Source organism: Nitratireductor thuwali (assembly GCF_036621415.1).
Lineage (GTDB): Bacteria > Pseudomonadota > Alphaproteobacteria > Rhizobiales > Rhizobiaceae > Chelativorans > Chelativorans thuwali.
On the sequence record NZ_CP030941.1, the window covers coordinates 3,111,102 to 3,134,473 of the forward strand.

At 64.9% G+C, this 23,372-nt stretch carries 21 protein-coding genes; 14 read left to right on the top strand and 7 right to left on the bottom strand.

Annotation, left to right across the window (positions count from 1 at the left end; translation table 11 throughout):
- Positions 1–271 precede the first annotated feature (271 nt).
- Positions 272–1,384 (bottom strand): 4-hydroxyphenylpyruvate dioxygenase, encoded by a 1,113-nt coding sequence (hppD, locus tag NTH_RS15080; protein ID WP_338530776.1) that lies wholly within the window; start codon positions 1,382–1,384, stop codon positions 272–274.
- Positions 1,385–1,509: 125 nt separating this feature from the next.
- Between hppD and NTH_RS15085 the strand changes: the two genes are divergently transcribed.
- The 4 genes from NTH_RS15085 to NTH_RS15100 all read left to right on the top strand — a co-directional run bounded on the left by NTH_RS15085 (position 1,510) and on the right by NTH_RS15100 (position 5,337).
- Complete coding sequence (locus NTH_RS15085) at positions 1,510–1,977, top strand: Lrp/AsnC family transcriptional regulator (RefSeq protein WP_338530777.1); 468 nt, start codon at positions 1,510–1,512, stop codon at positions 1,975–1,977.
- A 259-nt stretch (positions 1,978–2,236) separates the two neighbouring features.
- Positions 2,237–3,286 carry a TRAP transporter substrate-binding protein gene (locus NTH_RS15090; protein ID WP_338530778.1) on the top strand — a complete coding sequence of 350 codons (1,050 nt, stop codon included), beginning with the start codon at positions 2,237–2,239 and terminating at the stop codon, positions 3,284–3,286.
- Between the two features lie 201 nt (positions 3,287–3,487).
- Positions 3,488–4,018 carry a TRAP transporter small permease gene (locus NTH_RS15095; protein WP_338530779.1) on the top strand — a complete coding sequence of 177 codons (531 nt, stop codon included), beginning with the start codon at positions 3,488–3,490 and terminating at the stop codon, positions 4,016–4,018.
- Entirely contained in the window at positions 4,015–5,337 is a 1,323-nt protein-coding gene (locus NTH_RS15100; RefSeq protein WP_338530780.1) for a TRAP transporter large permease, read from the top strand. Before NTH_RS15095 ends, NTH_RS15100 begins: the two co-directional genes overlap by 4 nt.
- Before the next feature lie 34 nt (positions 5,338–5,371).
- Here NTH_RS15100 and NTH_RS15105 read toward each other — a convergent pair whose 3' ends face one another.
- From NTH_RS15105 to NTH_RS15125, 5 genes are all read right to left on the bottom strand, one after another.
- Entirely contained in the window at positions 5,372–5,704 is a 333-nt protein-coding gene (locus tag NTH_RS15105) for a TIGR01244 family sulfur transferase (RefSeq protein WP_338530781.1), read from the bottom strand.
- Positions 5,705–5,859: 155 nt separating this feature from the next.
- Positions 5,860–7,926 (bottom strand): 3-hydroxyacyl-CoA dehydrogenase NAD-binding domain-containing protein, encoded by a 2,067-nt coding sequence (locus NTH_RS15110; protein WP_338530782.1) that lies wholly within the window; start codon positions 7,924–7,926, stop codon positions 5,860–5,862.
- Between the two features lie 33 nt (positions 7,927–7,959).
- Positions 7,960–8,520 carry an isoprenylcysteine carboxyl methyltransferase family protein gene (locus NTH_RS15115; protein WP_338530783.1) on the bottom strand — a complete coding sequence of 187 codons (561 nt, stop codon included), beginning with the start codon at positions 8,518–8,520 and terminating at the stop codon, positions 7,960–7,962.
- A gap of 63 nt (positions 8,521–8,583) precedes the next feature.
- Entirely contained in the window at positions 8,584–9,378 is a 795-nt protein-coding gene (gene pcaD / locus NTH_RS15120; protein WP_338530784.1) for a 3-oxoadipate enol-lactonase, read from the bottom strand.
- Between the two features lie 53 nt (positions 9,379–9,431).
- Positions 9,432–10,289 (bottom strand): 3-keto-5-aminohexanoate cleavage protein, encoded by an 858-nt coding sequence (locus NTH_RS15125; RefSeq protein ID WP_338530785.1) that lies wholly within the window; start codon positions 10,287–10,289, stop codon positions 9,432–9,434.
- An 82-nt stretch (positions 10,290–10,371) separates the two neighbouring features.
- Between NTH_RS15125 and NTH_RS15130 the strand changes: the two genes are divergently transcribed.
- From NTH_RS15130 to NTH_RS15150, 5 genes are all read left to right on the top strand, one after another.
- A complete protein-coding gene (locus tag NTH_RS15130; RefSeq protein WP_338530786.1) occupies positions 10,372–11,265 on the top strand; it encodes a MurR/RpiR family transcriptional regulator in 894 nt (297 codons plus the stop codon).
- Positions 11,262–12,602: an aspartate aminotransferase family protein gene (locus tag NTH_RS15135; protein ID WP_338530787.1), complete on the top strand. Its 1,341-nt coding sequence runs from the start codon at positions 11,262–11,264 to the stop codon at positions 12,600–12,602. Before NTH_RS15130 ends, NTH_RS15135 begins: the two co-directional genes overlap by 4 nt.
- Positions 12,603–12,833: 231 nt before the next feature.
- Positions 12,834–13,817 (top strand): TAXI family TRAP transporter solute-binding subunit, encoded by a 984-nt coding sequence (locus NTH_RS15140; RefSeq protein WP_338530788.1) that lies wholly within the window; start codon positions 12,834–12,836, stop codon positions 13,815–13,817.
- Between the two features lie 106 nt (positions 13,818–13,923).
- On the top strand, positions 13,924–16,605 hold the full coding sequence (locus NTH_RS15145) for a TRAP transporter permease (protein WP_338530789.1): 2,682 nt from the start codon (positions 13,924–13,926) through the stop codon (positions 16,603–16,605).
- Positions 16,606–16,616: 11 nt separating this feature from the next.
- On the top strand, positions 16,617–17,042 hold the full coding sequence (locus NTH_RS15150) for a universal stress protein (RefSeq protein WP_338530790.1): 426 nt from the start codon (positions 16,617–16,619) through the stop codon (positions 17,040–17,042).
- A gap of 32 nt (positions 17,043–17,074) precedes the next feature.
- On the opposite strand, the gene NTH_RS15155 is transcribed toward NTH_RS15150, so the two are convergent.
- Entirely contained in the window at positions 17,075–17,950 is an 876-nt protein-coding gene (locus NTH_RS15155; protein ID WP_338530791.1) for a MurR/RpiR family transcriptional regulator, read from the bottom strand.
- A 164-nt stretch (positions 17,951–18,114) separates the two neighbouring features.
- Between NTH_RS15155 and NTH_RS15160 the strand changes: the two genes are divergently transcribed.
- The 5 genes from NTH_RS15160 to NTH_RS15180 all read left to right on the top strand — a co-directional run bounded on the left by NTH_RS15160 (position 18,115) and on the right by NTH_RS15180 (position 23,371).
- Positions 18,115–18,906, top strand: a complete 792-nt coding sequence (locus NTH_RS15160; RefSeq protein WP_338530792.1) for an N-formylglutamate amidohydrolase — start codon at positions 18,115–18,117, stop codon at positions 18,904–18,906.
- Between the two features lie 39 nt (positions 18,907–18,945).
- Entirely contained in the window at positions 18,946–19,452 is a 507-nt protein-coding gene (locus NTH_RS15165) for a TRAP transporter small permease subunit (protein ID WP_338530793.1), read from the top strand.
- A 2-nt stretch (positions 19,453–19,454) separates the two neighbouring features.
- The gene (locus NTH_RS15170) at positions 19,455–20,786 is read left to right on the top strand and encodes a TRAP transporter large permease (protein WP_338530794.1); all 1,332 of its coding nucleotides are present in this window, start codon (positions 19,455–19,457) and stop codon (positions 20,784–20,786) included.
- Between the two features lie 41 nt (positions 20,787–20,827).
- Entirely contained in the window at positions 20,828–21,868 is a 1,041-nt protein-coding gene (locus NTH_RS15175; RefSeq protein ID WP_338530795.1) for a TRAP transporter substrate-binding protein, read from the top strand.
- 135 nt (positions 21,869–22,003) lie between these two features.
- Positions 22,004–23,371 (top strand): glutamine synthetase family protein, encoded by a 1,368-nt coding sequence (locus tag NTH_RS15180; protein WP_338530796.1) that lies wholly within the window; start codon positions 22,004–22,006, stop codon positions 23,369–23,371.
- Position 23,372 lies beyond the last annotated feature (1 nt).

Below are 23,372 nucleotides of genomic sequence, written 5' to 3' on the forward strand. Positions count from 1 at the left end.
TTGTGGCAAACCCTCGAAGCGTTAATGACACTCCTTCGACATGGTTGCTTCAATGGTGGTGTTTGCGGAACATTTTGATCCAACCCGTTCAGTGACGCCTGGCGTGTGAAAGGTTGAGGGCCTGCCGGAGAATATCGCATCCGCGCCGGACGGCGAAAACCGGCTTTTGAGAAAAATACGGCGCAAGCGTCAGTTCAGCGGCTTGCTGCAATGAAAAACGGGACCGCAGAGCGGCCCCGTCATTATCAGCCTTGCCAAGCTGGCGGACTGCCTATTCGGCCGCGTCCACCTTCAAGACGCCGCGGCGTATCTGGTCTTCCTCGATGCTTTCGAACAGCGCCCGGAAGTTTCCTTCGCCGAAGCCCTCGTCGCCCTTTCGCTGGATGAACTCGAAGAAGATCGGTCCGATCACGGTCTTGGAGAAGATCTGCAGCAGGATCTTGGTCATGCCGCCGTCGATCACGCCTTCGCCGTCGATCAGGATGCCGTGCTTCTTCATCCGGTCGATCGGCTCGTCGTGCCCGTGCACCCGCTCATGGCTCTTTTCGTAATAGGTGTCGGGCGGTCCGGGCATGAATTTCAGCCCGTTCGCCGCCAGCCTGTCCGTGGCTTCGTAGATATGTTCGGTACCGACGGCGATATGCTGGATGCCTTCGCCATTGTACTTCTTCAGATATTCCTCGATCTGGCTCTTGTCGTCGGTCGATTCGTTGAGCGGAATGCGGATCTTGCCGCATGGGCTCGTGATGGCGCGCGAGACGAGGCCGGTGATCTTGCCGGCTATGTCGAAGAAGTGGATCTGCCTGAAGCCGAACAGTTCGCGGTAGAAGGCCCACCACTTGTCCATGTTGCCGCGATAGACATTGTGGGTGAGGTGGTCGAGATAGTAAAAGCCCACGCCCTCCGGCTTCGGATCGCGCTCGCCCGTCCATTCGAACTCGTCGTCATAGGGCGAGCCCTTTTCGCCGTACTGATCGACGAAATAAAGCAGGGACCCGCCGATGCCGACGATGGCCGGGACGTCGAGGGACCTGTCGTCGCCCGTATAGGGCTCGGCGCCCTTGGAGACCGCATGGTCGAAGGCGTGCTGCGCATCGACCACGCGCCACGCCATGGACGGCGCGCAGGGGCCGTGCTTGTCGACGAAGCGCATGGCGTGGCTGCCCGGCTCGGCATTCAGAACATAGTTGATGTCGCCCTGCCGCCAGACGCCGATGTTCTTCGACTTGTGGCGGGCGACCTCGACATAGCCCATGCGCGAAAAAAGCTCCGACAGCTTTTCGGGCTCCGGGTGCGCGAACTCCACGAACTCGAAGCCGTCCGTGCCGGCCGGGTTTTCCTTGCTGATTTCCGGGGGCGGCGCGTCGTGTGGAAACGGACCCATGAGAAGTTCCTCCATAGCTCTGATAATCTGCCCGATTTTAACGCTCCAGCTTCGCACGATGGTTGCATTGTGATACGGAAAAGGGGCCACCCGCGCTCGAAACGTGCACAATCGAAGGAAAATGCATGAGCCGTGCACAAATTGACGGTTTTGACCGCAAGATACTGTCGCTGCTGCAAACAGACGCACGACTGACCAACAACGATCTGTCGGAGCGCGTGAACCTCTCGCCGTCCCAGTGCTCCCGCCGCCGCCAAAGGCTGGAGGAGGACGGGCTGATATCCGGCTATTGCGCGGTGCTCAACCGGGAGCGGCTGGGATTTCCGCTGATCAACGTCATCACCGTGACGCTGGCCACCCACAATCCCGACAATGCGCGCCGCTTCGCCGATCTGGTGGCCCGGCTCCCCGAGGTGCAGGAAGCCTTCGCGCTCACCGGCGAGATGGACTATATCCTGAAGGTGGTCACGCCCGACCTTCAAAGCCTGTCGGATTTCGTCAACGCCGTCCTGCTTCCCCACGAATCGGTCCAGCACGTCAAGACGGCGATCGTGCTGCAGACGCTCAAGGAAACCTTCAGCCTTCCTCTGTGACCCCACGGGTCTGGCGATGCCGCGGGTATTTGTTACGAAATGGGCGAACAAATCCCCTTTATTGTTACATAATAATCGCTAAGCTTGGCTTCGACCGGGGTTCGGATGCAGGATGTGCGGCGCTGATCGGATTCGCGATTTTTCGCGTGCCCGACCGGGCAAGAAGAAGTAGCCATGGCCCATTGCAGCCGAACTGGAGCATAATCCAGAACGCGGGCATGTCCGGGAAAACCGGGTGTTCAAAAGGGAGGACAACAATATGAGAATGAAATCACTGAAGAGGCTGGCCGCCGCCGGTCTTATCGCCGCCACCGGCCTTCTGGGCGCCGTATCCGGCTCGCTGGCGCAGGAGGTGACGCTGCGCCTGCACCAGTTCCTGCCGCCGCAGGCCAATGTGCCGAAGCTCGTGCTGGACCCCTGGGCCGACAAGATCGAGCAGGAATCGGGCGGCCGCATCAAGATCGAGCGCTATCCGGCCATGCAGCTCGGCGGCACGCCTCCGCAGCTCTACGACCAGGCGCGCGACGGCGTGGTCGACATCGTGTGGACGCTGCCGGGCTCCAATCCCGGGCGTTTCCCCTCGACCGAGGTGTTCGAGCTTCCCTTCATGATGACCAATGCCGAGGCCACGTCCCGCGCCTACTGGGACCTGTTCGAAAAGCACATGAAGGACACCGAGTTCAAGGACACCCATGTCCTGGGCGTGTGGGTGCACGGACCGGGCATGCTGCACTCCAAGACCCCGATCGACGAGCTGTCCGATCTCAACGGCATGAAGATTCGCGCGCCCACGCGCATCATCAACGCGCTGCTGGGCCAGCTCGGCGCGACGCCCGTCGGCATGCCGGTGCCGCAGATCACCGAGGCGCTGTCCAAGGGCGTGATTGACGGCTGCGTGATCCCGTGGGAAGTGACGCCCGCGCTCAAGGTGCCCGAGCTGGTGGAGAACCACACCGAGTTTGGCGGCGACCACGCGCTCTACACGACGACCTTCGTGCTGGCGATGAACAAGGCCAGGTATGAGAGCCTGCCGGACGATCTGAAGAAGGTGCTCGACGACAATTCCGGCCAGGAATTCGCCGCCTTCGCCGGCCGCACCCAGGCCGGCGCCGACGGCCCCAGCCGCCAGATCGCGGTCGATCGCGGAAACAACATCATCCAGATCAGCGCCGAAGACACCGAAAAGTGGAAGGAGGCCGCGCAGCCGGTCTACGACCAGTGGGTAGCGGAGATGAAGGAAAAGGGCATCGACGGCGAAATGCTCATCGATGAAGCCCGCGCCCTGATCGACAAGTACACGAACAACTGATCGCACCGCATGCGAAGCAGAGGCGGGCTTCCGGGCCCGCCTTTTGCCGCCGGGCAGGCGCTTCCGCCGTTGCCCGATGGCTGGAGGGCGGTAGCGTCCCGATTGCGCTTGTTCTACAGTTGTGGCGGGCAATCGTGACCGTGCTACCAGGAACCGGCGGCCCGGCCGGACAAGGGGAACATGCATGTTTGGGGTAGGGGAGTGAAGCTCTCGGTGATCGTTCCTTGGCTGGCGCGCGGGTTGGCCATATTGGGCGGCGTCGTTCTCGTCGTCGTGACGGTGCTGACGGTCGTCAGCATCACCGGGCGCGCGTTGATCGTTTTCGGCTTCGGCCCGATTCCGGGCGATTACGAGCTGGTCGAGGCGGGAGTGGGCTTTGCGGTCTTCTCGTTTCTGCCGTGGTGCCAGCTCAATCGCGGCCACGCCTCGGTCGACATCCTGACGAATCTGTTCCCGCCGCGGGTCAACCGGGCGATCGACGTGATTTCGGAAGTGCTCATGACGCTGGTGATCATGCTCATCGCCTGGCGGCTCTATCACGGCATGCTCGACAAGCTCAGCTATAACGAAACGACCTTCATTCTGCAGTTTCCGCTCTGGTGGGCCTATGCGGCGAGCCTTGCTGCGGCCGTGGTGGCCGTCATCGTCTCCGTGTTCGCCACCTGGCAGCGCATCCTCGAGTACCGGGCCGACGGCGGCAGCTATACCTTGGGCCAGGGAGGCCTTCATTGAGCAATCTCGAACTCGGCCTCTGGTCCTTCCCGGTTCTGCTGGTCTTCATCTTCCTGCGCATGCCCATCGGCCTGGCCATGATCATCTGCGGCCTGGCCGGCACATGGCTCGTGACCGGAAGCACGATACCGGTTCTCGCCAAGCTCAAGAACGAGACCTATTCGACCTTTTCCAGCTACTCGCTTTCCATCGTGCCGCTGTTCCTTTTGATGGGCCAGTTCGCCACGCTGGGGGGCATGTCGCGGGCCCTTTTCCGGGCGGCCGAGACCTGGATGGGCCACAGGCGCGGCGGCGTGGCGATGGCGGCTGTCGGCGCTTGCGCCGGTTTCGGCGCCATCTGCGGCTCGTCGCTGGCGACGGCGGCCACGATGAGCCAGGTCGCCCTGCCGGAATTGCGCCGCTACGGCTATTCCGGGGCCCTGGCGACCGGCACGCTCGCCGCCGGCGGCACGCTCGGCATCTTGATCCCGCCCTCGGTCATTCTCGTCATCTACGCGATCCTGACCGAGCAGAACATCGCCAAGCTGTTCGTCGCCGCCCTGGTGCCGGGGCTGCTGGCGGCGGCCGGCTACATGGTGGCGATATCGATCTATGTGCGCATCTGGCCCGAATCGGCCGGCAAGCGGGAGCGCGCGCCCTATTCCGAACGCTTCCGCGCCCTGCTGGACGTCTGGCCGGTGCTGGTCGTGTTTTTCACTGTGGTGGGCGGCATCTATCTCGGCATTTTCACGCCGACGGAAGGCGCGGCCGTGGGCGCGGCGGGCACTGGCCTCATCGCGCTGGCCAATGGCGGCCTGACGCGCGCGACCTTTGTCCAGTCCATCCTGGCCACCGCCAGCGCCACCGCGATGATCTTCTTCATCGTGCTGGGCGCGAGCTTCTACAACTCGTTTCTGGCTTTGGCGCAGGTGCCGCAGCAGGCCGCCGCCTTCATCGGCGAGCAGGGCTTCAATCCGTGGATGGTGCTGGTGCTGATCCTGCTGCTCTACCTCGTCTTCGGCTGCGTCATGGATTCGCTTTCCATGATCCTCCTGACGATCCCGATCTTCTTTCCGATCGTCATGGCGCTCGATTTCGGCATGTCCGCCGAGGAATTCGCCATCTGGTTCGGCATCCTGGTGCTGATCGTGGTGGAGGTGGGGCTGATAACGCCGCCGGTGGGCATGAATCTCTTCGTGCTCAATTCCATGGCCAGGGACACGCCCATCGCCGACACCTATCGCGGCGTGCTGCCCTTCGTGGCGAGCGACATCATACGCGTCGCGATCCTCACCATGTTCCCGGCGATATCGCTGTTCCTCATGCGCTGGCTGTATTGAGCGCGATGCTGAAAAGTGGTGCCGCTTTTCGGGATCAGCTCGCCTGCTGCACCAGACCATAGAGATTGAGACTGCGCGCGCCGCTGCGGCAATAGGCCAGCACCGGGCGGGGCAGGTCGGACAGGGCCTTGGCCATCTCGCGCACATCGTCTTCCGTGATCGCGCCCGAGACCACGGGGATGAACTTGAACTTAAGGCCCGCCTCCAGCGCCGCCTGGGCAACCTCGTCATGGGGCACGGCGCCGTCTTCCGTGTCCGGCCGATTGCAGACCAGGCTCTTGAAGCCGGCGTCCGCGATCTGCTTGACCTGCGCCGCCGCGATCTGGCCGGTTACGGCGAATTCGTCGTTGATCTTGCGGATATCCATTCTGTAGCCCCTTGAAGATGTGGCGGTGGCGAGTCCGGCGCCGAGTCCGGCTGTGCATTCAGCAATGTTTTGCCGTCCTTGTCCTTCGCTGGCAAGCGGCTGTCGCGCATATTGGCCTGAAGCGAGGCAATGATCGGCCCGCCCGAGGCGGCCGGCTACCAGGATGCCGCAGCCGCCGCCTCCACCAGCTTCCGCGCGGGGCGGTAGACGGGCTTGCCGGTCACGCCATGCCAGTATTCGAGCCGCGCGAGGATTTTGTCGATCCCGTGCCTGCGCGCCCAGAACATCGGCCCGCCCTTGCCGCGCGGAAAGCCGTAGCCATTGACCCAGACCACGTCGATGTCGGAGGCGCGCGCCGCGATGCCTTCTTCCAGGATGCGCGCGCCCTCGTTGATCATGGGATACATGGTGCGCTCCAGGATTTCCTCGGCGCCGATGGCGCGGCGCTCGATGCCCAGTTCCCTCGACTTTGCTTCGATTAATTCCTCCACGAAGGGGTCCGGCACCGGTTTGCGCGCGCCTTCGTCGTAACGATAAAAACCGCGACCGGTCTTCTGGCCGAAATAGCCGAGCTCGCACAGGCTGTCGGCGACGGGCGCGGTCAATCCCTGCGACTGGCGATGCCGCCAGCTGATGTCGAGGCCGGCGAGGTCGACCATCTGGAACGGCCCCATCGGCCAGCCGAAATCGGTGAATGCCTTGTCGACGGAGGAGGGCGAGGCGCCTTCGAGCAGCAGCGCCTCGTTCTCCTCGCGCCGCGCGGCCAGCATGCGGTTGCCGACAAAGCCGTCGCAGACGCCGACGACAACGGGGGTCTTGCCGATCGCCTTCGCCACGCTCAAGGCGGTGGCCAGCACCTCGGGCGCCGTACGCTCGCCACGCACGATCTCGAGCAGGCGCATGACGTGCGCGGGGGAAAAGAAGTGCAGCCCTACCACGTCCGACGGCCGCTTGGTGAAGGCGGCGATGGCATCAAGGTCGAGATACGACGTGTTGGACGCCAGGACCGCGCCGTCCCTGGCCACCTCGTCGAGCTTTTCGAAGACCTTTCTCTTGACGCCCATCTCCTCGAACACGGCCTCGACGATCAGGTCGCAGTCGCTCATATCCGTATAGTCGGTGGTTCCGCGGATGCGGGCGAGGCGCGCCAGCTTGTCCTTCTCGCTCAGCGAGCCGCGCGACACGGAGCCCGCATAGTTCTTTTCGATCTGGCCGAGCCCGCGCTGCAGCGCCTCGTCGCCGACTTCAAGGACCGTCACCCGCATTCCGCCATTGGCGAAGGCCATGGCAATGCCGCCGCCCATCGTGCCCGCGCCGACGATGCCGACATGGCGGACCGGCCGTGCCGCGACGTCCTTGCCGACGCCTTCGACCTTGACCGCTTCCCGTTCGGCGAAGAACAGATGGCGCAGCGCAGCCGATTCCTCGCCGTCGCGCAGTTCAACGAACATCTCGCGTTCCCGCGCCAGCGCTTGCGAGGGTTCAAGAAGAATGGCGTTGCGCACGGCCTCAGTGCATCTGAGCGGGGCGGTCAGGCCGCGCGCATTGGCGGTTGCCGCCTTGGCCGTTTCCTCGAATGCGTCGAGGTCGTTGCGTGCAGCCTCGATTTTCTCTTCGCGCTTCAGCACCGGGACGTGCGGACCGCCGCCTTCGGCCCTGGCGCGGGCAAACGACACGGCTTCCGCCACGAGGTCGCCCTCGGCGATAGCGTCTATGGCGCCGAGGGCCAGCGCCTTTTCGGCATTTACGGGCTTGCCCGAGACGATCACACCGAGCGCTTCCCGCGCGCCGACGAGCCGGGGCAGCCGCACCGTGCCGCCGGCGCCCGGCAGGAGGCCGAGCGTCACTTCCGGCAGGCCCACCCGCGCATCGGGCGCGGCGATCCTGTAGTGGCAGCCGAGCGCCAGTTCGAACCCGCCGCCCAGCGCGTTGCCGTGGATGGCCGCGACCGTGGGTTTTCCGATGCTCTCCAGGAGGGCGATCACGTCCGGCAGGCTCGGCGCCTTCGGCGGCTGGCCGAACTCGGAGATGTCCGCCCCGGCGACGAAGGTCCTGCCCTTGCAGGCGATCACGATTGCCGCCGTGTCCGCATCCGCGCGCAGCTTTTCCAGCATCGCATGGAGCGGTTGCCGAAGCGCGTGGCCGAGCGCGTTCACCGGCGGATTGTCCAGCCAGACGACGGCCACGCCGTCCTGCCGCGTCACCGATACCGTATCCGCCATATGTCCTCCGATTGCTGCGCCGAACGGATTGCCTCAGGCCCCGGCCAAGTCTCCAGACCCCGCAGGTCTGCCATAGTCGGGGAAGGTGCTGCGCATGGCCGCCTCTTCCTGCCGGATACGGACATACAGGCAGACGAGATAGACGGGAAGGCCGACGATCAGGGTCGCATATGCCTGCAGAGCCACCGCGAAGCCAACCAGCTCCGGCAGAATGTTGAGAAAGTAGTTCGGGTGGCGAAACCAGCGGAAAGGCCCGCGTCTCACCAGGCGATGGTCGCTGGCAATGATGATCTTCACCGTCCAGAAGGGATGAAGCGTGCGTATGATGATCACGAGCATCACCGCCGCGAACAGGTAGAGCGCCATGCCGCCGGCCTGGACCGCCGTAAGGCCGGTAGTGCCCGAATAGGCCCATTCGACGATGGCGGCGGCGTAGAAGAGGATGTGGAGCAACGCCAGAAGGATGCTGTTTGCGGCCCCGAACTCCCGCGCGCCCCGCGCCTTCAGCCGGCGTTCGTTCCTGATGGAGACGCCAAGCGTTCCGAAGCGGAAGACCAGTGCGGATGCGATAAAAAGAACCGTGATCGATTGCATGCAATATCCTCTTGATAGAAACTAGAAAACGTCTGTCGAAAACGGATACCTTCCGATCGGCGATTATCGGGAAATATGCTGGTCCACAAAGCCGCCAATCAGCTTGGCCGTCGCCAGCGGCTGCTCGATGCAGGGAAGATGTCCCGCATTCTCGATGATCTCGCAGCGCGCGCCCTCGATGAGCGAGGCGAGTTCCCTTACGAGCGCCGGCGGCGTCGCCCCGTCCTGGTCGCCGCAAAGGCACAGCGTGGGCAGCTTGAGGGCGCGGGTCGATTCGGTCAGGTCGGCGTCGCGCACGGCGGCGCAGGTGCCGGCATAGCCGTCGACCGGCGTGCGCGTCAGCATGGCGACATAGCCGACGAAATCGGGATTGTCCGGCGCGCGGTAGGCCGGGGTGAACCAGCGCTTCATGATGCCGTCGGCAAGTGCCGCGATGCCCTTTTCGTTGACGGTCTCGATGCGCTGGTTCCACATCGCCTGGTCGCCGATCTTGTGTCCGGTGTCGCACAAGACCAGCGCCCGCACGAGGTCGGGCCGCAACGTGGCCAGTCCCTGCGCGATCATGCCGCCGACCGACAGCCCGACGATGACCGAGGCGCCGATGCCCAGATGGTCGAGCAGGGCGGCGAGGTCGTTTACGTGATCGCTGAGCCGGTAGGGCTGCGGCGTCGCTTCGGACAGTCCGTGGCCGCGCTTGTCGTAAAGGACGATGCGGTAATTGTCCTCAAGAGCTTCGACGACGCGGTTCCATATCCGGAAGTCCGTGCCCAGCGAGTTGGAAAAGACCAGTGTCGGCTTGCCCGCCGCACCGCGCATTTCGTGGTGCAGAACGACGCCATTGACCCGTGCAAATGCCATACTGTTCCTCCTCCTCGAATTCCCGCGATGTATGGGAGAATCCCGGCCGCAGGTCAATTCGCTTGCATTCCACGTTGCCATGCCGCGCGCAAATCGTCCGCTGTCGCGTGGCTCAGGCCGAGGGCGCGCAGGGCGGTTGCGGTGCTTGCCACCAGCTCGGCGTTGTCGCCGGCCGGCCTGCCGTCCGGCAGGTGAATATTGTTCTCGAAGCCGACGCGGGCGTGTCCGCCCAGAAGCGCGGCCGCGCTGACGCAGGCCGTCTCCCGCGCGCCGAAGGCGCAGACCATGAAATGGCCGAAGCGCGGCATTCCCCCGGCGAGGAACGGCAGCAGGTCCGGCGGCGCCGAACGCTGGCCGGGCGTGTAGCGCCCGAGGACGTAGAGGACGGGGATGTCGTCGAAGGGCACGACGCCCCGCCGCATCATGTCGTGGAGCCGCAGCGCCTCGTCCGGGTGGTAAAGGATGATCTGCGGAACGATCTTCTCGCGGGCCATGAAGGCGAGGAAGTCGGCAAAGGCGGCTTCGTGCGTGGCGTCCGGTGCGAGTTCGCCGAGGGCAAGCGACGCCGCTTCGGGCCGCACCGCGCGCACCACCGCCGTCTGCTCTTCCGGCCGGTAGCGCCCCACCGCCTCGGTGGTGATCTGGATGACCAGACGCTCGCCGACCGCCGACCGTATGGCCCGGATAACGGTGGAATAGGCATCGGCATCGAGCAGGTGCCGGCTTTCCCTGTCGCGGACATGGCAATGATACATCGCCGCCCCGGCTTCCAGGCATCCTGCCGCCGTCCGCGCCTGCTCCTCCGGGGTGATGGGCAAGGCGGGATGGTCGGCCTTCGTCCGGCGGCCGCCATTCGGCGCAACGGCGATTGCAACGGGCTCGAGGCTTTGAGGCGGCGCTGCGTCCGGCAAGGTGACTTCTCCAACTGTTGCATGGCGAATGGATAATGCAACACTTGTTGCATGACGCGCTTTCCGCGTCTAGGATCGCCGCATGGATCGTAACGATTTCGCCGAGCGCATCACGCAGTCCGTCGACGGGCTTCCCGGGCAGTTGGGGGCGGCGGCGCGTTATGTGCTGGACAATCCGGGCGACGTCGCGCTCCTGTCGATGCGTGAGCAGGCCCGGCGCGCGGGCGTCAGGCCGTGGACCATGACGCGTCTTGCCAAGCGGCTTGGCCTCGACGGCTACGACAACGTGCGCCAGCTTCACGGCGAGGCGCTGAAGGAGCAGGCGCTGGGCTTTTCCGGCCGCGCCAGCGCGCAGCTTGCGCGCCAGAAGCAGGAAGGCGGCGGCGCGCTCGGCGCCGAGATGGCCGGCACGATGGCTGCCCAGATCGCTGCGATGGCAGCTCCCGCCCGCATCGAGGTGCTGGCCGGGGCGGCGCGCGACATGGCGGCTGCGCGGCGCATCTATTGTTTCGGCCTGCGTTCCGGCCGCCCGGTCGCCAGTCATCTGGCCTATGTGCTTTCCTTCCTCGGCGACAAGACTGTTCTTCTGGACGGCGACGGCGGCGCGGGCCTGGATGCGCTGCGCTTTGCGGGCGCCGGCGACATCTTCTTCGTGGCGACCGTTTCGCCATACACGCGCGCCAGCGTTGAGGCCGCGCGTTTTGCCGCCGACAAGGGGCTTGTCGTTGTCGCCATCACCGACAGCGCCGCTTCTCCCGTCGCCCCGGTCGCCAGGCACGTGATCGTGGCGGCCACCGAAAGCCCCTCCTTTTTTCACGCCATGGCGCCGGCTTTCGCGGCGGCCGAGATCCTGGCCGCGCTGGTGGCCGGGGAGGGCGGAGAAAGCGCCCTCGAAGCCATTGCCCGCGCGGAAGAACATTTGGCGGAGCGAAAAGTTCATCTCCATGAAAGGCCCCAGCCGCCGGAACCGCGATGACCCACATATTGCACCGACAGATCCACGCCCCGTTGCCCGTCGCCGCGGGAGGCAGCGGCATCGAGCTCTTCGATACCGAGGGGCGCGCCTATATCGACGCCTCGGGCGGCGCGGCCGTTTCCTGCCTCGGCCACGGCCATCCCGACGTCATCGAGGCCCTGCGCAGGCAGGCCGAAACGCTGGCCTATGCCCATACGAGCTTCTTCACCAGCGAGCCGGCGGAACGGCTGGCCGACAGGCTGATCGCGTCGGCGCCCGAAGGCATCAGCCACGCCTATTTCGTCTCCGGCGGCTCGGAAGCCAATGAGGCGGCCATCAAGATGGCACGGCAGTATTTCGTGGAGAAGGGGCAGCCGCAGCGCCGCAACATCATCGCGCGCCGGCAGAGCTATCACGGCAACACGCTGGGAACGCTCGCCGCCGGCGGCAATGAGTGGCGGCGCGCCCCGTTCGCGCCGCTGCTGATCGGGACGCATCACATAAGCCCCTGCTACGCCTACCGCCATCGGGAGGAAGGCGAAAGCGATGCCGCCTACGGCCAGCGCGCGGCGCAGGAGCTGGAGGACAAGATCCTGGAACTCGGCCCCGACACGGTGATGGCCTTCATGGCCGAGCCGGTCGTGGGCGCGACCGCCGGCGCCGTGCCCGCCGTCGAAGGCTATTTTCGCCGCATCCGTGAAATCTGCGACCGCCATGGCGTGCTGCTGATCCTCGACGAGGTCATGTGCGGCATGGGGCGCACGGGGACCATGTTCGCCTGCGAGCAGGATGGCGTGAGGCCCGATATCGTGACCATCGCCAAGGGGCTCGGCGGCGGCTACCAGCCCATCGGCGCCGCGCTCCTGTCGCGGGACATCTTCGACGCCTTCGCCGAAGGATCGGGCCTGTTCCAGCACGGTCACACCTATATCTGCCACCCCATGGCCTGCGCGGCCGCGCTCGCCGTGCAGGAGGTGATCGCGCGCGACGGCCTGTTGCGGAACGTGCGGGAGGTGGGTGCCCATCTGCGCGAACGCCTGGAGGCGCGTTTCGGCAATCACGCCCATATCGGCGACATTCGCGGCCGGGGCATGTTCCTGGGGCTGGAATTGGTCACCGACCGGTCCACCAAGGCGACCTTCGAGCCCGATGCAAAGCTGCATGCGCGGGTGAAGAAGGAGGCGATGGCGCGGGGACTGATGGTCTATCCGGCCGGCGGGACGGTCGACGGCGTGCGCGGCGATCACATCCTGATCGCGCCGCCTTTCATCCTCGGCCGGCCGGCGGCGGAAGCCATCGTCGAGCGGCTGGGCGAGGCGCTGGATGCGGCCGTCGCGCAGGTTCGGCCGGCCGATTGACCGCGCGAGTGGAAGAGAAATGCGGCAACAGGAGGTTGCAAGTATCGGCGGATTGCGCGGCATGGGCATTGACTCCCCCGCAAGGGCGTTACACGCTCAGGCCATGCTGCGCGGCGGCTGCCCGGACATATGCACGCAATGTCTGGAACGGCCGGCAGACCCCTGCGCAAGGGGTGGCGAACAAGTCACGACGTGCAAGTTGCAATGTTTAACATCCAGGGAGACGAGATGATGAAACCAAACAGGCTTCTGGGACTCGGCATGGCCGCGGCGATGCTGGGCGCACTGTCGGCGGGCGCCGCCAACGCACAGCAGCAGCAGCAGTTCGTGTCTGTCGGCACGGGCGGCGTGACCGGCGTCTACTACCCGGTCGGCGGTGCGATCTGCCGCCTGATGAACCAGAACCGGCGGGAGCATGGCATCCGCTGCTCGGTCGAATCGACCGGCGGCTCCGTCTTCAACGTCAATGCGATCAAGGGCGGGGATCTCGAATTCGGCGTGGCCCAGTCCGACGTGCAGTACAATGCGTATAACGGCGTGGCGAATTTCGCCGACACCGGCGCCCACGAGGATCTGCGTTCGGTCTTCTCGCTGCATGCCGAGCCGCTGACGGTGGTCGCCCGCGCCGATGCCGGCATTTCGAGCTTCGACGACCTGAAGGGCAAGCGGGTCAATATCGGCAATCCCGGTTCCGGCCAGCGCGCGCTGATGGACCTGCTCATCGCCGAAAAAGGCTGGACGAATACGGACTTCGCCGTTGCCGCCGAACTGGCCCCGGCCGAGCAGAGCGCCGCCTTGTGCGACAACAACATCGACGCCTTCGCCTACACGGTCGGCCATCCGGCCGGCGCGATCCAGGAAGCGACCACCACTTGCGACAGCGTCATCGTCCCGGTCGAGGGCGAGGTGGTCGACAGGCTGGTCGAGGAGAACCCCTACTACTTCAAGGCCACCATTCCCGGCGGCATGTATCGCGGCACCGACGAGGACGTGAACACCTTCGGCGTCGGCGCCACGGTGGTGACGTCGGCCAACGTGTCCGACGAGGTGGTGACGGCGTTCGTGAAGTCGGTCTTTGAAAACTTCGATGCCTTCACGGGCCTGCACCCGGCGCTCGCCAACCTGACGCCGGAACGGATGGTCACCCAGGGCAATTCCGCTCCCTTGCATCCCGCGGCGGAGGCCTATTACAAGGAAAAGGGTTGGCTCGAATAGCCAACCCGTCTCAAGGGCGCCCTTGCCGGGGCGCCCTTTTTCGCTCTGCACCATAAGAACGCCGGGCAGGGCGCAATAACGATAACCATGCTGTGGGGACAAACACATGGCCGACAACCAGAATGGCGCACGCGCGCAAACCCAGCCCGCCAGCGGCGATCTGCAGGATCTCGTCGCCGCGGCCGATACCGGCGCGCGCAGCCCCGCGGGCAAGGCGGGATTCGTCATCGCCGCCGTGGCATTATGCTGGTCGCTCTTTCAGCTCTACATCGCCTCGCCGCTGCCATTCATGTTTTCGCGCCTGACCGGCCTCTCGCTGGTCCTCAACGATGCGCAGACGCGCGCCATTCACCTCGCCTTCGGCCTGTTCCTCGCCTACATGGCCTTTCCGGCGCTCTCCAGCTCGCCGCGCGACCGCATTCCGCTGCTCGACTGGGTTCTCGGGATCATGGCCGCGGCCTGCGCGCTCTACGTTTTCGTCTTCTACCGGGACCTTGCGCAGCGGCCGGGCCTGCCGATCACGCAGGACCTCGTGGTGGCCGGCCTTGGCATGGTGCTGCTGCTCGAAGGCACGCGCCGCGCGCTCGGGCCGCCGCTGGTGATCGTGGCGCTGGTCTTCCTGGCCTATGTCTTTTTCGGCTCCTCGCCCCTGGTGCCCGACATCATCCGCTGGGGCGGCGCGTCGTTCAGCCGCGCCATGGACCAGATGTGGCTGTCGCCCAATGGCGTGTTCGGCGTGGCGCTCGGCGTGTCCTCGGCCTTCGTCTTCCTGTTCGTGCTGTTCGGCTCGATGCTGGACCGCGCCGGCGCGGGGAATTTCTTCATCAAGCTGGCCTTCGCGCTGCTCGGCCATCTGCGCGGCGGCCCGGCGAAGGCCGCCGTGCTGGCCTCGATGATGACGGGGCTGATCTCCGGCTCCTCCATCGCCAATGTGGTGACCACCGGCACCTTCACGATCCCGCTCATGAAGCGCGTCGGCTTTACGCCCGAGCGCGCCGGATCGGTCGAGGTGGCAAGCTCCGTCAACGGCCAGATCATGCCGCCGGTCATGGGCGCGGCCGCCTTCCTGATGGTCGAATATGTCGGCATTTCCTATCTGCAGGTCATCAAGCATGCCTTCCTGCCGGCCGTGATCTCCTACATCGCGCTGCTTTACCTCGTGCATCTGGAAGCCGTGAAGAACGACATGCCGATCCTGGAAAAGCGCCAGACGCATCCGGCGACGATCGCGCTGCTGCGCATCGGCATCACCGTCGCCTCGATCGTCATCCTGGCGGGCGCCATCTATTACGGCATCACGCTCGTGCGCTATGTTCTTCCCGATGTCTCCGCGCCGGTCCTGATCATCGGCATGCTGGCGATCTATGTCGGTCTGGTATGGTTCGCCGCACGCGAACCCGATCTGGAGCTGGACGATCCCGAGGCGCCGGTGGTCCAGCTGCCCATAGCCACGGAAGTGCTGAGGACGGGGCTTCACTACCTTCTGCCGCTCGTGGTTCTCGTCTGGTTCCTGATGATCGAGCGGTCCTCGCCCGGCCTCTCGGCCTTCTATGCCGTGCTGCTGCTGATCTTCATCATCCTCACCCAGAAACCGCTCAAGGCGGTCTTTCGCGGCCTCCAGTCCGATGAACAGCGGGCCGCCGCGGTCGAGGGGTTCCAGGATCTGATCGCCGGCCTCATCGCCGGCGCCCGCAACATGATCGGCATCGCCTGCGCGACGGCGGCGGCCGGCATCATCGTGGGCACCGTCACGCTCACCGGCATCGGCCAGGTGATGGCGGAGTTCGTGGAGTTCCTTTCGGGCGGCAACATCTTCCTGATCCTGGTCTTCACGGCCGCGATCTCGCTGGTGCTGGGCATGGGCCTGCCGACGACGGCGAACTACATCGTCGTCTCCTCGCTGATGGCTCCCGTCATCGTGCAGCTCGGCGCGGCCAACGGCGTGCTGATCCCGCTGATCGCAGCCCACATGTTCGTCTTCTATTTCGGCATCATGGCCGATGTGACGCCACCGGTGGGGCTGGCGTCCTTTGCCGCCGCCGCCGTATCCGGCGGCGATCCGCTGAAGACGGGCTTCACCGCGTTCTTCTACTCGCTGCGCACGGTGCTCCTGCCGTTCATCTTCGTCTTCAACACGGACCTGTTGCTGATCGACGTGGGGTGGCTCGGCGCGATCTGGGTGTTTGCGCTGGCGACCGCCGCCATGCTGATATTCGCCGCCGCGACCCAGGGATTCTTCATGGTGAAATCGCGGCTTTGGGAATCGGCGGCGCTGCTGCTCGTGACCTTCATGCTGCTGCGTCCGGGCTTTTTCCTCGATCTCGTGCAAAGCCCCTATGACCAGGTGGAGCCCCAGTACATATTCGAGGCCGTGGAAGCCGAGCCGAGCGGCGCGGACGTGCGTCTGGTCATTACCGGCCCGAGCTTCGACAACCCCGACCAGACGCTTACGCGCACCATGGCCTTCGGTCTCGGAGAGGCCGGCGCGCCGGGCGAGGAGCGCTTCGAGCGCTCGATCGGCCTTCCGGTGCGCATCGAGAACGGGACGGTGATCCTGGACGAGCCTTTGGATATGAACTCGCTTGCGGCCAGAACCTTGTCGAACCTCGACTTCTACGCGGAGGAGCCCGTGCAGATCACCGCCGTGGAGGTGAGCGCGGAACGGATGCCGCGCGAGGTATTCTACATTCCGGCGGCTCTTCTTCTGGCGCTGGTCATGTTTCTCCAGCGTCTGCGCGGGGGCACGTTGGCGGGCAATCCACGGCCTCGCCGGGCTGCGGCCGCATAAGGGGAACCATCATGTACAAGGATATCCTCGTCTCCATCGACCTCGGCGACGCCGACAGCGAGAAGAAGACGCTCGAGACGGCCATCGATTACGCCCGCACCTTCGGCAGCCGCCTGCACATCATGACCGTGGTGCCGGACTACGGCATGTCGATCGTCGGCGGCTTCTTCCCCAAGGGGCACGAGCAGGAGGCGATCGACCACACCAACAAGGCGCTGCACGCGTTCACGAAGAAGCTCGTGCCGGCCGAGATCAAGCATCGCCACATCGTCGGCCACGGCTCGATCTACCGCGAGATCCTGCACTATGCCAACGTGACCAAGGCCGATCTGGTGGTGCTTTCGGCCAAGCGGCCGGGACCGGAGGACTATCTCATCGGGCCCAACGCCGCCCGCGTGGTGCGCCACGCCACCATTTCGGTGCTGGTGGTGCGGTAGCTTCGGCGAGCGCCATATACGCGGGTGTCTTGTTATACGAATTTGCGGAACAGCCGGGTCTTGTCGAACAGCTCTTCCAGCTCGTTCATGCGCGCGCGGGTCGTCTCCCAGGTGCGGGTCTCGATGGCCGCGATCAGCGCCTCGGAGATGAAGAGGATGACGGCGGTGGAATCCCAGGCCGACGGCACCTCTATCCGCGCATGGAAACGATGGGCCGCATGGCGGGCGGCGGGCGAGCCCCACTGGTCGGTGAACAGCACGACGGTCACGTCGCGCGCCCGCGCCATTTCCGTCAGGCGCAGGATGTCGTGCTCATAGCGGCGGATGTCGAAGGCCACCAGGACGTCGCCCGCGCGCATGTTCAGCACGTAATGCGGCCAGCTGTTCGAGTTGGAGGCGATCTGCGTCACTCCCGGCCGGATCACCTGCATATGGGTGAAGAAGTGGTCGGCCATCGACCGGGTGATGCGCCCGCCCACCACATGGACGTTCCGCTCCGGGTCGGAAAGCAGGCCGGCAACCGCATCGAATGCCGCCTTGTCGATCTGGTGAAGCGTCTGGCGGATATTCTCCGTCACCGCATCCGCGAAGCGGCTGAGCAGATGGCCTTCCAATGCGCTTGCAGCCCACTGGTCGTGCTTGGCGATGGGGTTCGAGATGGTGGCCTGGAGTTCCGCCCGCAGGCTGGCCTGCATCTCCGGAAACCCGCCGAAGCCGAGCTTCTTGGCCATGCGCACCACCGTTGGCGTGGACACGCCCGCCGATTCGGCGACGGCGGTTATGCTCTCCAGCCCCAGCATGGGGTAATTGTCGAGCAGCGCATTGGCCAGCTGCCGCTCGGCTCGCGTCAGATCGTCGAAGGTCTGGCGCGCCCGCTCGGCGACGGTCTTCTGCTCTGCAATGCCCATCGGCCCCGCCTCCCTCGGTTTGTGTTCTTGCCTAAGATGTAATCCATCTTCTCAAGCCTGTAAAAAAAATTTCAGAATTAATCTTGACCGAAATGACGGTTGTGAAAAGATCGTTTCCGAATGCGGCGGGATGATCGCATGGGGAACAGTTTCAGGGGGCCGGCGTGAAGCCATTCGTGAAGCAGGACGAAGCCGAGGCATCAGCGACCGTCGTCGAGACGATCAACGCCGAAGGTTCGGGCGGCTTCGTGCTGGCCTGCGAGCACGCTGCCCGCGCCATCCCGCCGGAATATGCCGATCTGGGCCTGGACGAAGAGGCGCTCTCCAGCCACATCGCCTGGGATCCGGGCGCGCGCGCGGTCGCGGTCGAGCTGGCACGCCTGCTGGATGCGCCGTTGGTGGCGCAGCGCGTGTCGCGGCTCGTCTATGACTGCAACCGGCCGATGGAAGCGCCCGACGCCATGCCGATGCGCAGCGAGCTCTATATCGTGCCGGGCAATGCGAGCCTGACCGAGGAGGAGCGGGCCGCCCGCATCGCCCGGTTCTACCGGCCTTTCGAGAAGGCGCTTGCGGCCAGCCTCGACAGCCGGAGCGCGGGCGGGCGGTTGCCGGCGCTCGCCACCATCCATTCCTTCACGCCCGTCTATGGCGGCGTTCGCAGGCAGGTGGAAATCGGCATCCTCCACGACCGCGACAGCCGCCTGGCCGATGCGCTGCTGGCTTCCCTGACGACGGAATCCGGCTTCAAGGTGCGCCGCAACGAGCCCTATGGCCCGGAGCACGGCGTCATGCACACGCTCGTCACCCACGCCCTGCCGCGCGGCCTCCACAACGTCATGATCGAAATCCGCAGCGACCTCATCGCGGACGAAGGGCAGCAGGCGCGGATGGCCGGGCTGCTCGCCGAGCATCTGGCTCGGGCGAGGGCGTCGGTCGAGCGGAGCGTGGGGGCGTGATGGGATATCGAGCCCGAACAGGAACCGCGGAGGCTTCGGATGCCTGAACTGCTCCTGCGCTATGTCCGCGTCGTCGACCGGGTGAACCGCGCCATCGGCCGCTTCGCCATGTATCTGATCGTGGTCCTCGCGGGCATCCTGATGTGGTCGTCCGTGTCCAAGCAGGCGGGCTACCCGTCGCTGTGGACGCTCGAAATGGCCCAGTTCGTCATGGTCGGCTACTACGTCCTGGGCGGACCTTATTCCATGCAGCTCGGAGATCACGTGCGGATGGATCTCATCTACGGCGCGCTCTCCGACAGGCGCAAGGCCGCGCTCGACGCGGTGACCGTCCTTGCCCTGATCTTCTTCCTCGGCGTGCTGTTCTACGGCGGCATCTCCAGCACCACCTATGCGATCGAATATGGCGAACGCGCGCATTCGGTGTGGCGGCCCTATATGTGGCCGGTCAAGCTCGTCGCCACCTTCGGAATTTTCCTGATGTTGCTGCAGTCCATCGCGGAATTGATCCGCGATGTCGCCCGGCTTCGCGGCGTCGAGGCGTAGAAATGGACTACACAACCATCGCCCTTTTGATGTTCGTCTCGATGATGCTGATGCTCATCACCGGGCAGCGCGTCTTCGGCGCCATCGGCGCCGTAGCGGTGGCGGCGGCCCTTCTCCTTTGGGGGACGGGCGGCGTGGAGATCGCCTTCGCGCAATCGATCAAGCTGATGAAATGGTATCCGCTGCTGACGCTGCCGATGTTCATCTACATGGGCTACATGCTGTCGGAAAGCCGCATCGCGGACGACCTCTACGAGATGTTCCACGTCTGGTTCGGTCCGGTCCGCGGCGGCCTGGCCATCGGCACGATCGTGCTGATGGTGATCGTCTCGGCGATGAACGGTCTTTCGGTGGCGGGCATGGCGATCGGCGCCACCATCGCGCTGCCCGAGCTTTTGCGGCGGGGCTACGACAAGATCATGGTCACCGGCGTCATCCAGGCGGGCTCGTCGCTGGGCATCCTCATTCCGCCTTCGGTGGTGCTCGTGCTTTACGGCATGATCGCTCGGCAGCCGGTGAGCCAGCTCTGGCTGGCCGGCGCGCTTCCCGGATTGATGATGGCGACGCTGTTCGTCGTCTACATCGCCGTGCGCTGCCGCCTGCAGCCGCATCTCGGCCCGGTCCTGCCCGAGGAGGAGCGCAACATTCCGCTCGCCGAGAAGCTGCGGCTGCTGCGCGCCGGCATCCTGCCGCTCGCCATCTTCTTCATGATGACCGGCCTGTTCCTGATGGGCATCACCAGCCTCGTGGAGAGCTCCGCCGTCGGCGCCATCTCGGCGACGGTCGCCGCCGCCATCAAGGGGCGCCTGACGGCGCAGGTATGGGAGAACACGCTGCGCAAGTCGCTGGGCATCACCTGCATGTTCATGTGGATCATCCTGGCGGCGCTCGCCTTCGGCGCGATCTTCGACGGGCTGGGCGCCGTGCGGGCCATCGAGGGCTTCTTCCTGGAGGATCTGGGTCTGGGCCCCTGGGAGGTGCTGATCCTGATGCAGCTCTCCTTCCTGCTGATGGGCACCTTCCTGGACGATACGGCGATGCTGGTCATCATAGCGCCGCTGTACATTCCGCTCGTGCGGGCGCTCGGTTTCGACCTGATCTGGTATGGCGTGCTCTACACGATCACCTGCCAGATCGCCTATATGACCCCGCCCTTCGGCTATAATCTGTTCCTGATGCGCGCCATGGCACCCCCCGAAATCCGCCTGCGCGACATCTACGCTTCCGTCTTCCCGTTCGTATTGGTGATGATTCTGGCGCTCGCGCTGGTGATGCTCTTCCCTCAGATCGCCCTGTGGCTGCCATCGCAGTTCCAGGGGAAGCTGCAGGGTTGACGAGGAAACAAGAAACCGAAAACACAGAGGAGAACGCAATCATGACATCGAGACGCAATTTCCTGAGGACCGCGGGAATGGCCGGCGCAGCCAGCCTCGCCGCTCCCGCCGTCGTGCGCGCGCAGGCGCCGATCCGCTGGCGCATGCAGACCTATGCCGGCTCGACGCTGGGCGAGTTCGTGACGAAGCCTTTCGTCGATGCCGTCAACGAGGCGGCCAATGGCGAGATGGAGATCGAGCTGTTCTACGCCGACCAGATCGTGCCGACCGGCGAGCTTTTCCGCGCCCTCCAGGCCGGCACCATCGACGCCGTGCATTCGGACGACGATTCCATGGCCGCGCCGGTGGAAGTCTCCGTCTTCGGCGGCTACTTCCCCTTCGCCACGCGCTCCATCCTGGACGTGCCGGTGCTGTTCCAGCAATACGGCCTCGCCGATATCTGGCGCGACCAATATGCCAAGGCCGGCGGTGTGGTGTGGCTTTCGGCGGCCGGACAGGACCCCTGTCACTTCAACACCAAGAAGCCGATCCGCAGCCTGTCCGATCTCCAGGGCCTGCGCCTCTACACTTTCCCGACCGCTGGCCGCTTCCTGGCCCAGTTCGGCGTCGTGCCCGTGTCGATCCCCTATGAGGACGCCGAGGTGGCGGTGCAGACGGGCGAACTCGACGGCATGGCGTGGTCGGGCATCACCGAGGACTACACCGTGGGGTGGGCGGACGTGACCGACTACTTCACCACCAACAATATCTCCGGTGCCTGGATCGGTTCGTGGTTCGCGAACGAACGGAAATGGGCGGACCTGCCGGACCATCTCAAGGCGCTCTACATGTCCTGCATGGAAGCAAGCCACACCTTCCGCAACCAGTGGTACTGGGGCGGCGAGGCAAAGCTGCGCGCTTCCGGCGAGAAGCTGGAGCTGACGACGGTGCCGGCGGCCGAGTGGAACGAGGTCGAAGAAGCGGCAAAGAAATTCTGGGACGAGATCGCCGCGGAAAGCGAGACCAAGGCGAAAGTGGTCCAGATATTCAAGGACTATAACGCCGTCATCAACAAGTCCGGCTTCCCCTACAGCGCGTCCTGAGCGCGCTCCGAGACAGGCGCTCCCGCTAGACCGGGGGCGCCTCATTCATGACAGCCCATTGTTTGTCGCGGGATCTTTGCGAATAAGAACAGTGTCCACTTCTTCGTATCCCGCTCCAAGAAAGTCGAGAACGCCATGCCCGGAAAGCTGACTTTGGAAGAACTGAGGGCCGCCGCGGCGGCCGGCGAGATCGACACCGTCCTGGTGGCGCTGGTCGACATGCAGGGGCGGCTCATGGGCAAGCGCTTCCACGTCGATTTCTTCCTCGAAAGCGCTTTCGAGGAAACCCATAGCTGCAACTACCTGCTGGCGACGGACCTTGAAATGTACACGGTCGAGGGTTACCGCGCGACGAGCTGGGAAGCCGGCTATGGCGACTACACGATGAAGCCGGACCTCACCACCATGCGGCGCATTCCATGGCTGGAAGGCTCGGCGCTGGTGCTGTGCGACGTGCTCGACCACCACACCCATGCCGAGGTTCCGCATTCCCCGCGCGCGATGCTGAAGACGCAGATCGAAAGGCTGAAGGCGCTGGGCATGAAGCCCATGATGGCCTCGGAGCTGGAGTTCTTCCTGTTCCGCGATTCCTACGAGGAGGCCCACGCCAAGGGCTATCGCGGGCTGGAGCGCATCAGCGCCTACAACGAGGACTACCACATCTTCCAGACCACCAAGGAAGAGGGCGTGATGCGAGCGATCCGCAACGGCCTGAACGGTGCCGACGTGCCCGTCGAGAACTCCAAGGGCGAGGCCGATGCCGGGCAGGAGGAAATCAACGTCCGCTACGCCGACGCGCTGACCATGGCCGACCGCCACGCCATCGTGAAAAACGGCTGCAAGGAGATCGCCTGGAAGAACGGCCGCGCCGTCAGCTTCATGGCCAAATGGGACAATGCGGCCGCCGGCAATTCCTCGCACGTTCACCAGTCGCTGTGGTCGCTCGACGGCAAGCCGCTTTTCTTCGCCCCCGGCAAGGAACACGGCATGTCGGACCTGATGAGGAACTATATGGCGGGCCTGCTGGCGCATGCCGGCGAGATCACCTATTTCCTGGCGCCCTATATCAATTCCTACAAGCGCTTTGCCGCCGGCACGTTCGCGCCGACCAAGGCGATCTGGTCGATGGACAACCGCACCGCCGGCTACCGCGTCTGCGGTGCCGGCAGCAAGGCCGTGCGGGTGGAGTGCCGGGTGGGCGGGGCCGATCTCAACCCTTATCTTGCATTCGCGGCGTTGCTGGCGGCGGGGCTGGACGGTATCGAGAACGAGCTGGCGCTGGAGCCCGCCTTCGTCGGCGACGCCTATCACGGCCGCGACGTCCGCGAGATTCCACAGACCCTGCGCGAGGCGACCGCCGCGCTCGACGCTTCCCGCTTTATGCGGACGGCTTTCGGCGACGAGGTGATCGACCACTATGTGCACGCCGCGCGCTGGGAGCAGACCGAATATGACCGCCGCGTCACCGACTGGGAAGTCCGCCGCGGATTTGAGAGAGCCTAAG

Bases quoted from the DNA above. Each gene is read 5' to 3' on its own strand.
- hppD (WP_338530776.1), bottom strand. From the start codon at position 1,384: ATGGGTCCGTTTCCACACGACGCGCCGCCCCCGGAAATCAGCAAGGAA.
- NTH_RS15085 (WP_338530777.1), top strand. From the start codon at position 1,510: ATGAGCCGTGCACAAATTGACGGTTTTGACCGCAAGATACTGTCGCTG.
- NTH_RS15090 (WP_338530778.1), top strand. From the start codon at position 2,237: ATGAGAATGAAATCACTGAAGAGGCTGGCCGCCGCCGGTCTTATCGCC.
- NTH_RS15105 (WP_338530781.1), bottom strand. From the start codon at position 5,704: ATGGATATCCGCAAGATCAACGACGAATTCGCCGTAACCGGCCAGATC.
- NTH_RS15110 (WP_338530782.1), bottom strand. From the start codon at position 7,926: ATGGCGGATACGGTATCGGTGACGCGGCAGGACGGCGTGGCCGTCGTC.
- NTH_RS15115 (WP_338530783.1), bottom strand. From the start codon at position 8,520: ATGCAATCGATCACGGTTCTTTTTATCGCATCCGCACTGGTCTTCCGC.
- pcaD (WP_338530784.1), bottom strand. From the start codon at position 9,378: ATGGCATTTGCACGGGTCAATGGCGTCGTTCTGCACCACGAAATGCGC.
- NTH_RS15130 (WP_338530786.1), top strand. From the start codon at position 10,372: ATGGATCGTAACGATTTCGCCGAGCGCATCACGCAGTCCGTCGACGGG.
- NTH_RS15135 (WP_338530787.1), top strand. From the start codon at position 11,262: ATGACCCACATATTGCACCGACAGATCCACGCCCCGTTGCCCGTCGCC.
- NTH_RS15140 (WP_338530788.1), top strand. From the start codon at position 12,834: ATGAAACCAAACAGGCTTCTGGGACTCGGCATGGCCGCGGCGATGCTG.
- NTH_RS15145 (WP_338530789.1), top strand. From the start codon at position 13,924: ATGGCCGACAACCAGAATGGCGCACGCGCGCAAACCCAGCCCGCCAGC.
- NTH_RS15150 (WP_338530790.1), top strand. From the start codon at position 16,617: ATGTACAAGGATATCCTCGTCTCCATCGACCTCGGCGACGCCGACAGC.
- NTH_RS15155 (WP_338530791.1), bottom strand. From the start codon at position 17,950: ATGGGCATTGCAGAGCAGAAGACCGTCGCCGAGCGGGCGCGCCAGACC.
- NTH_RS15165 (WP_338530793.1), top strand. From the start codon at position 18,946: ATGCCTGAACTGCTCCTGCGCTATGTCCGCGTCGTCGACCGGGTGAAC.
- NTH_RS15170 (WP_338530794.1), top strand. From the start codon at position 19,455: ATGGACTACACAACCATCGCCCTTTTGATGTTCGTCTCGATGATGCTG.
- NTH_RS15175 (WP_338530795.1), top strand. From the start codon at position 20,828: ATGACATCGAGACGCAATTTCCTGAGGACCGCGGGAATGGCCGGCGCA.
- NTH_RS15180 (WP_338530796.1), top strand. From the start codon at position 22,004: ATGCCCGGAAAGCTGACTTTGGAAGAACTGAGGGCCGCCGCGGCGGCC.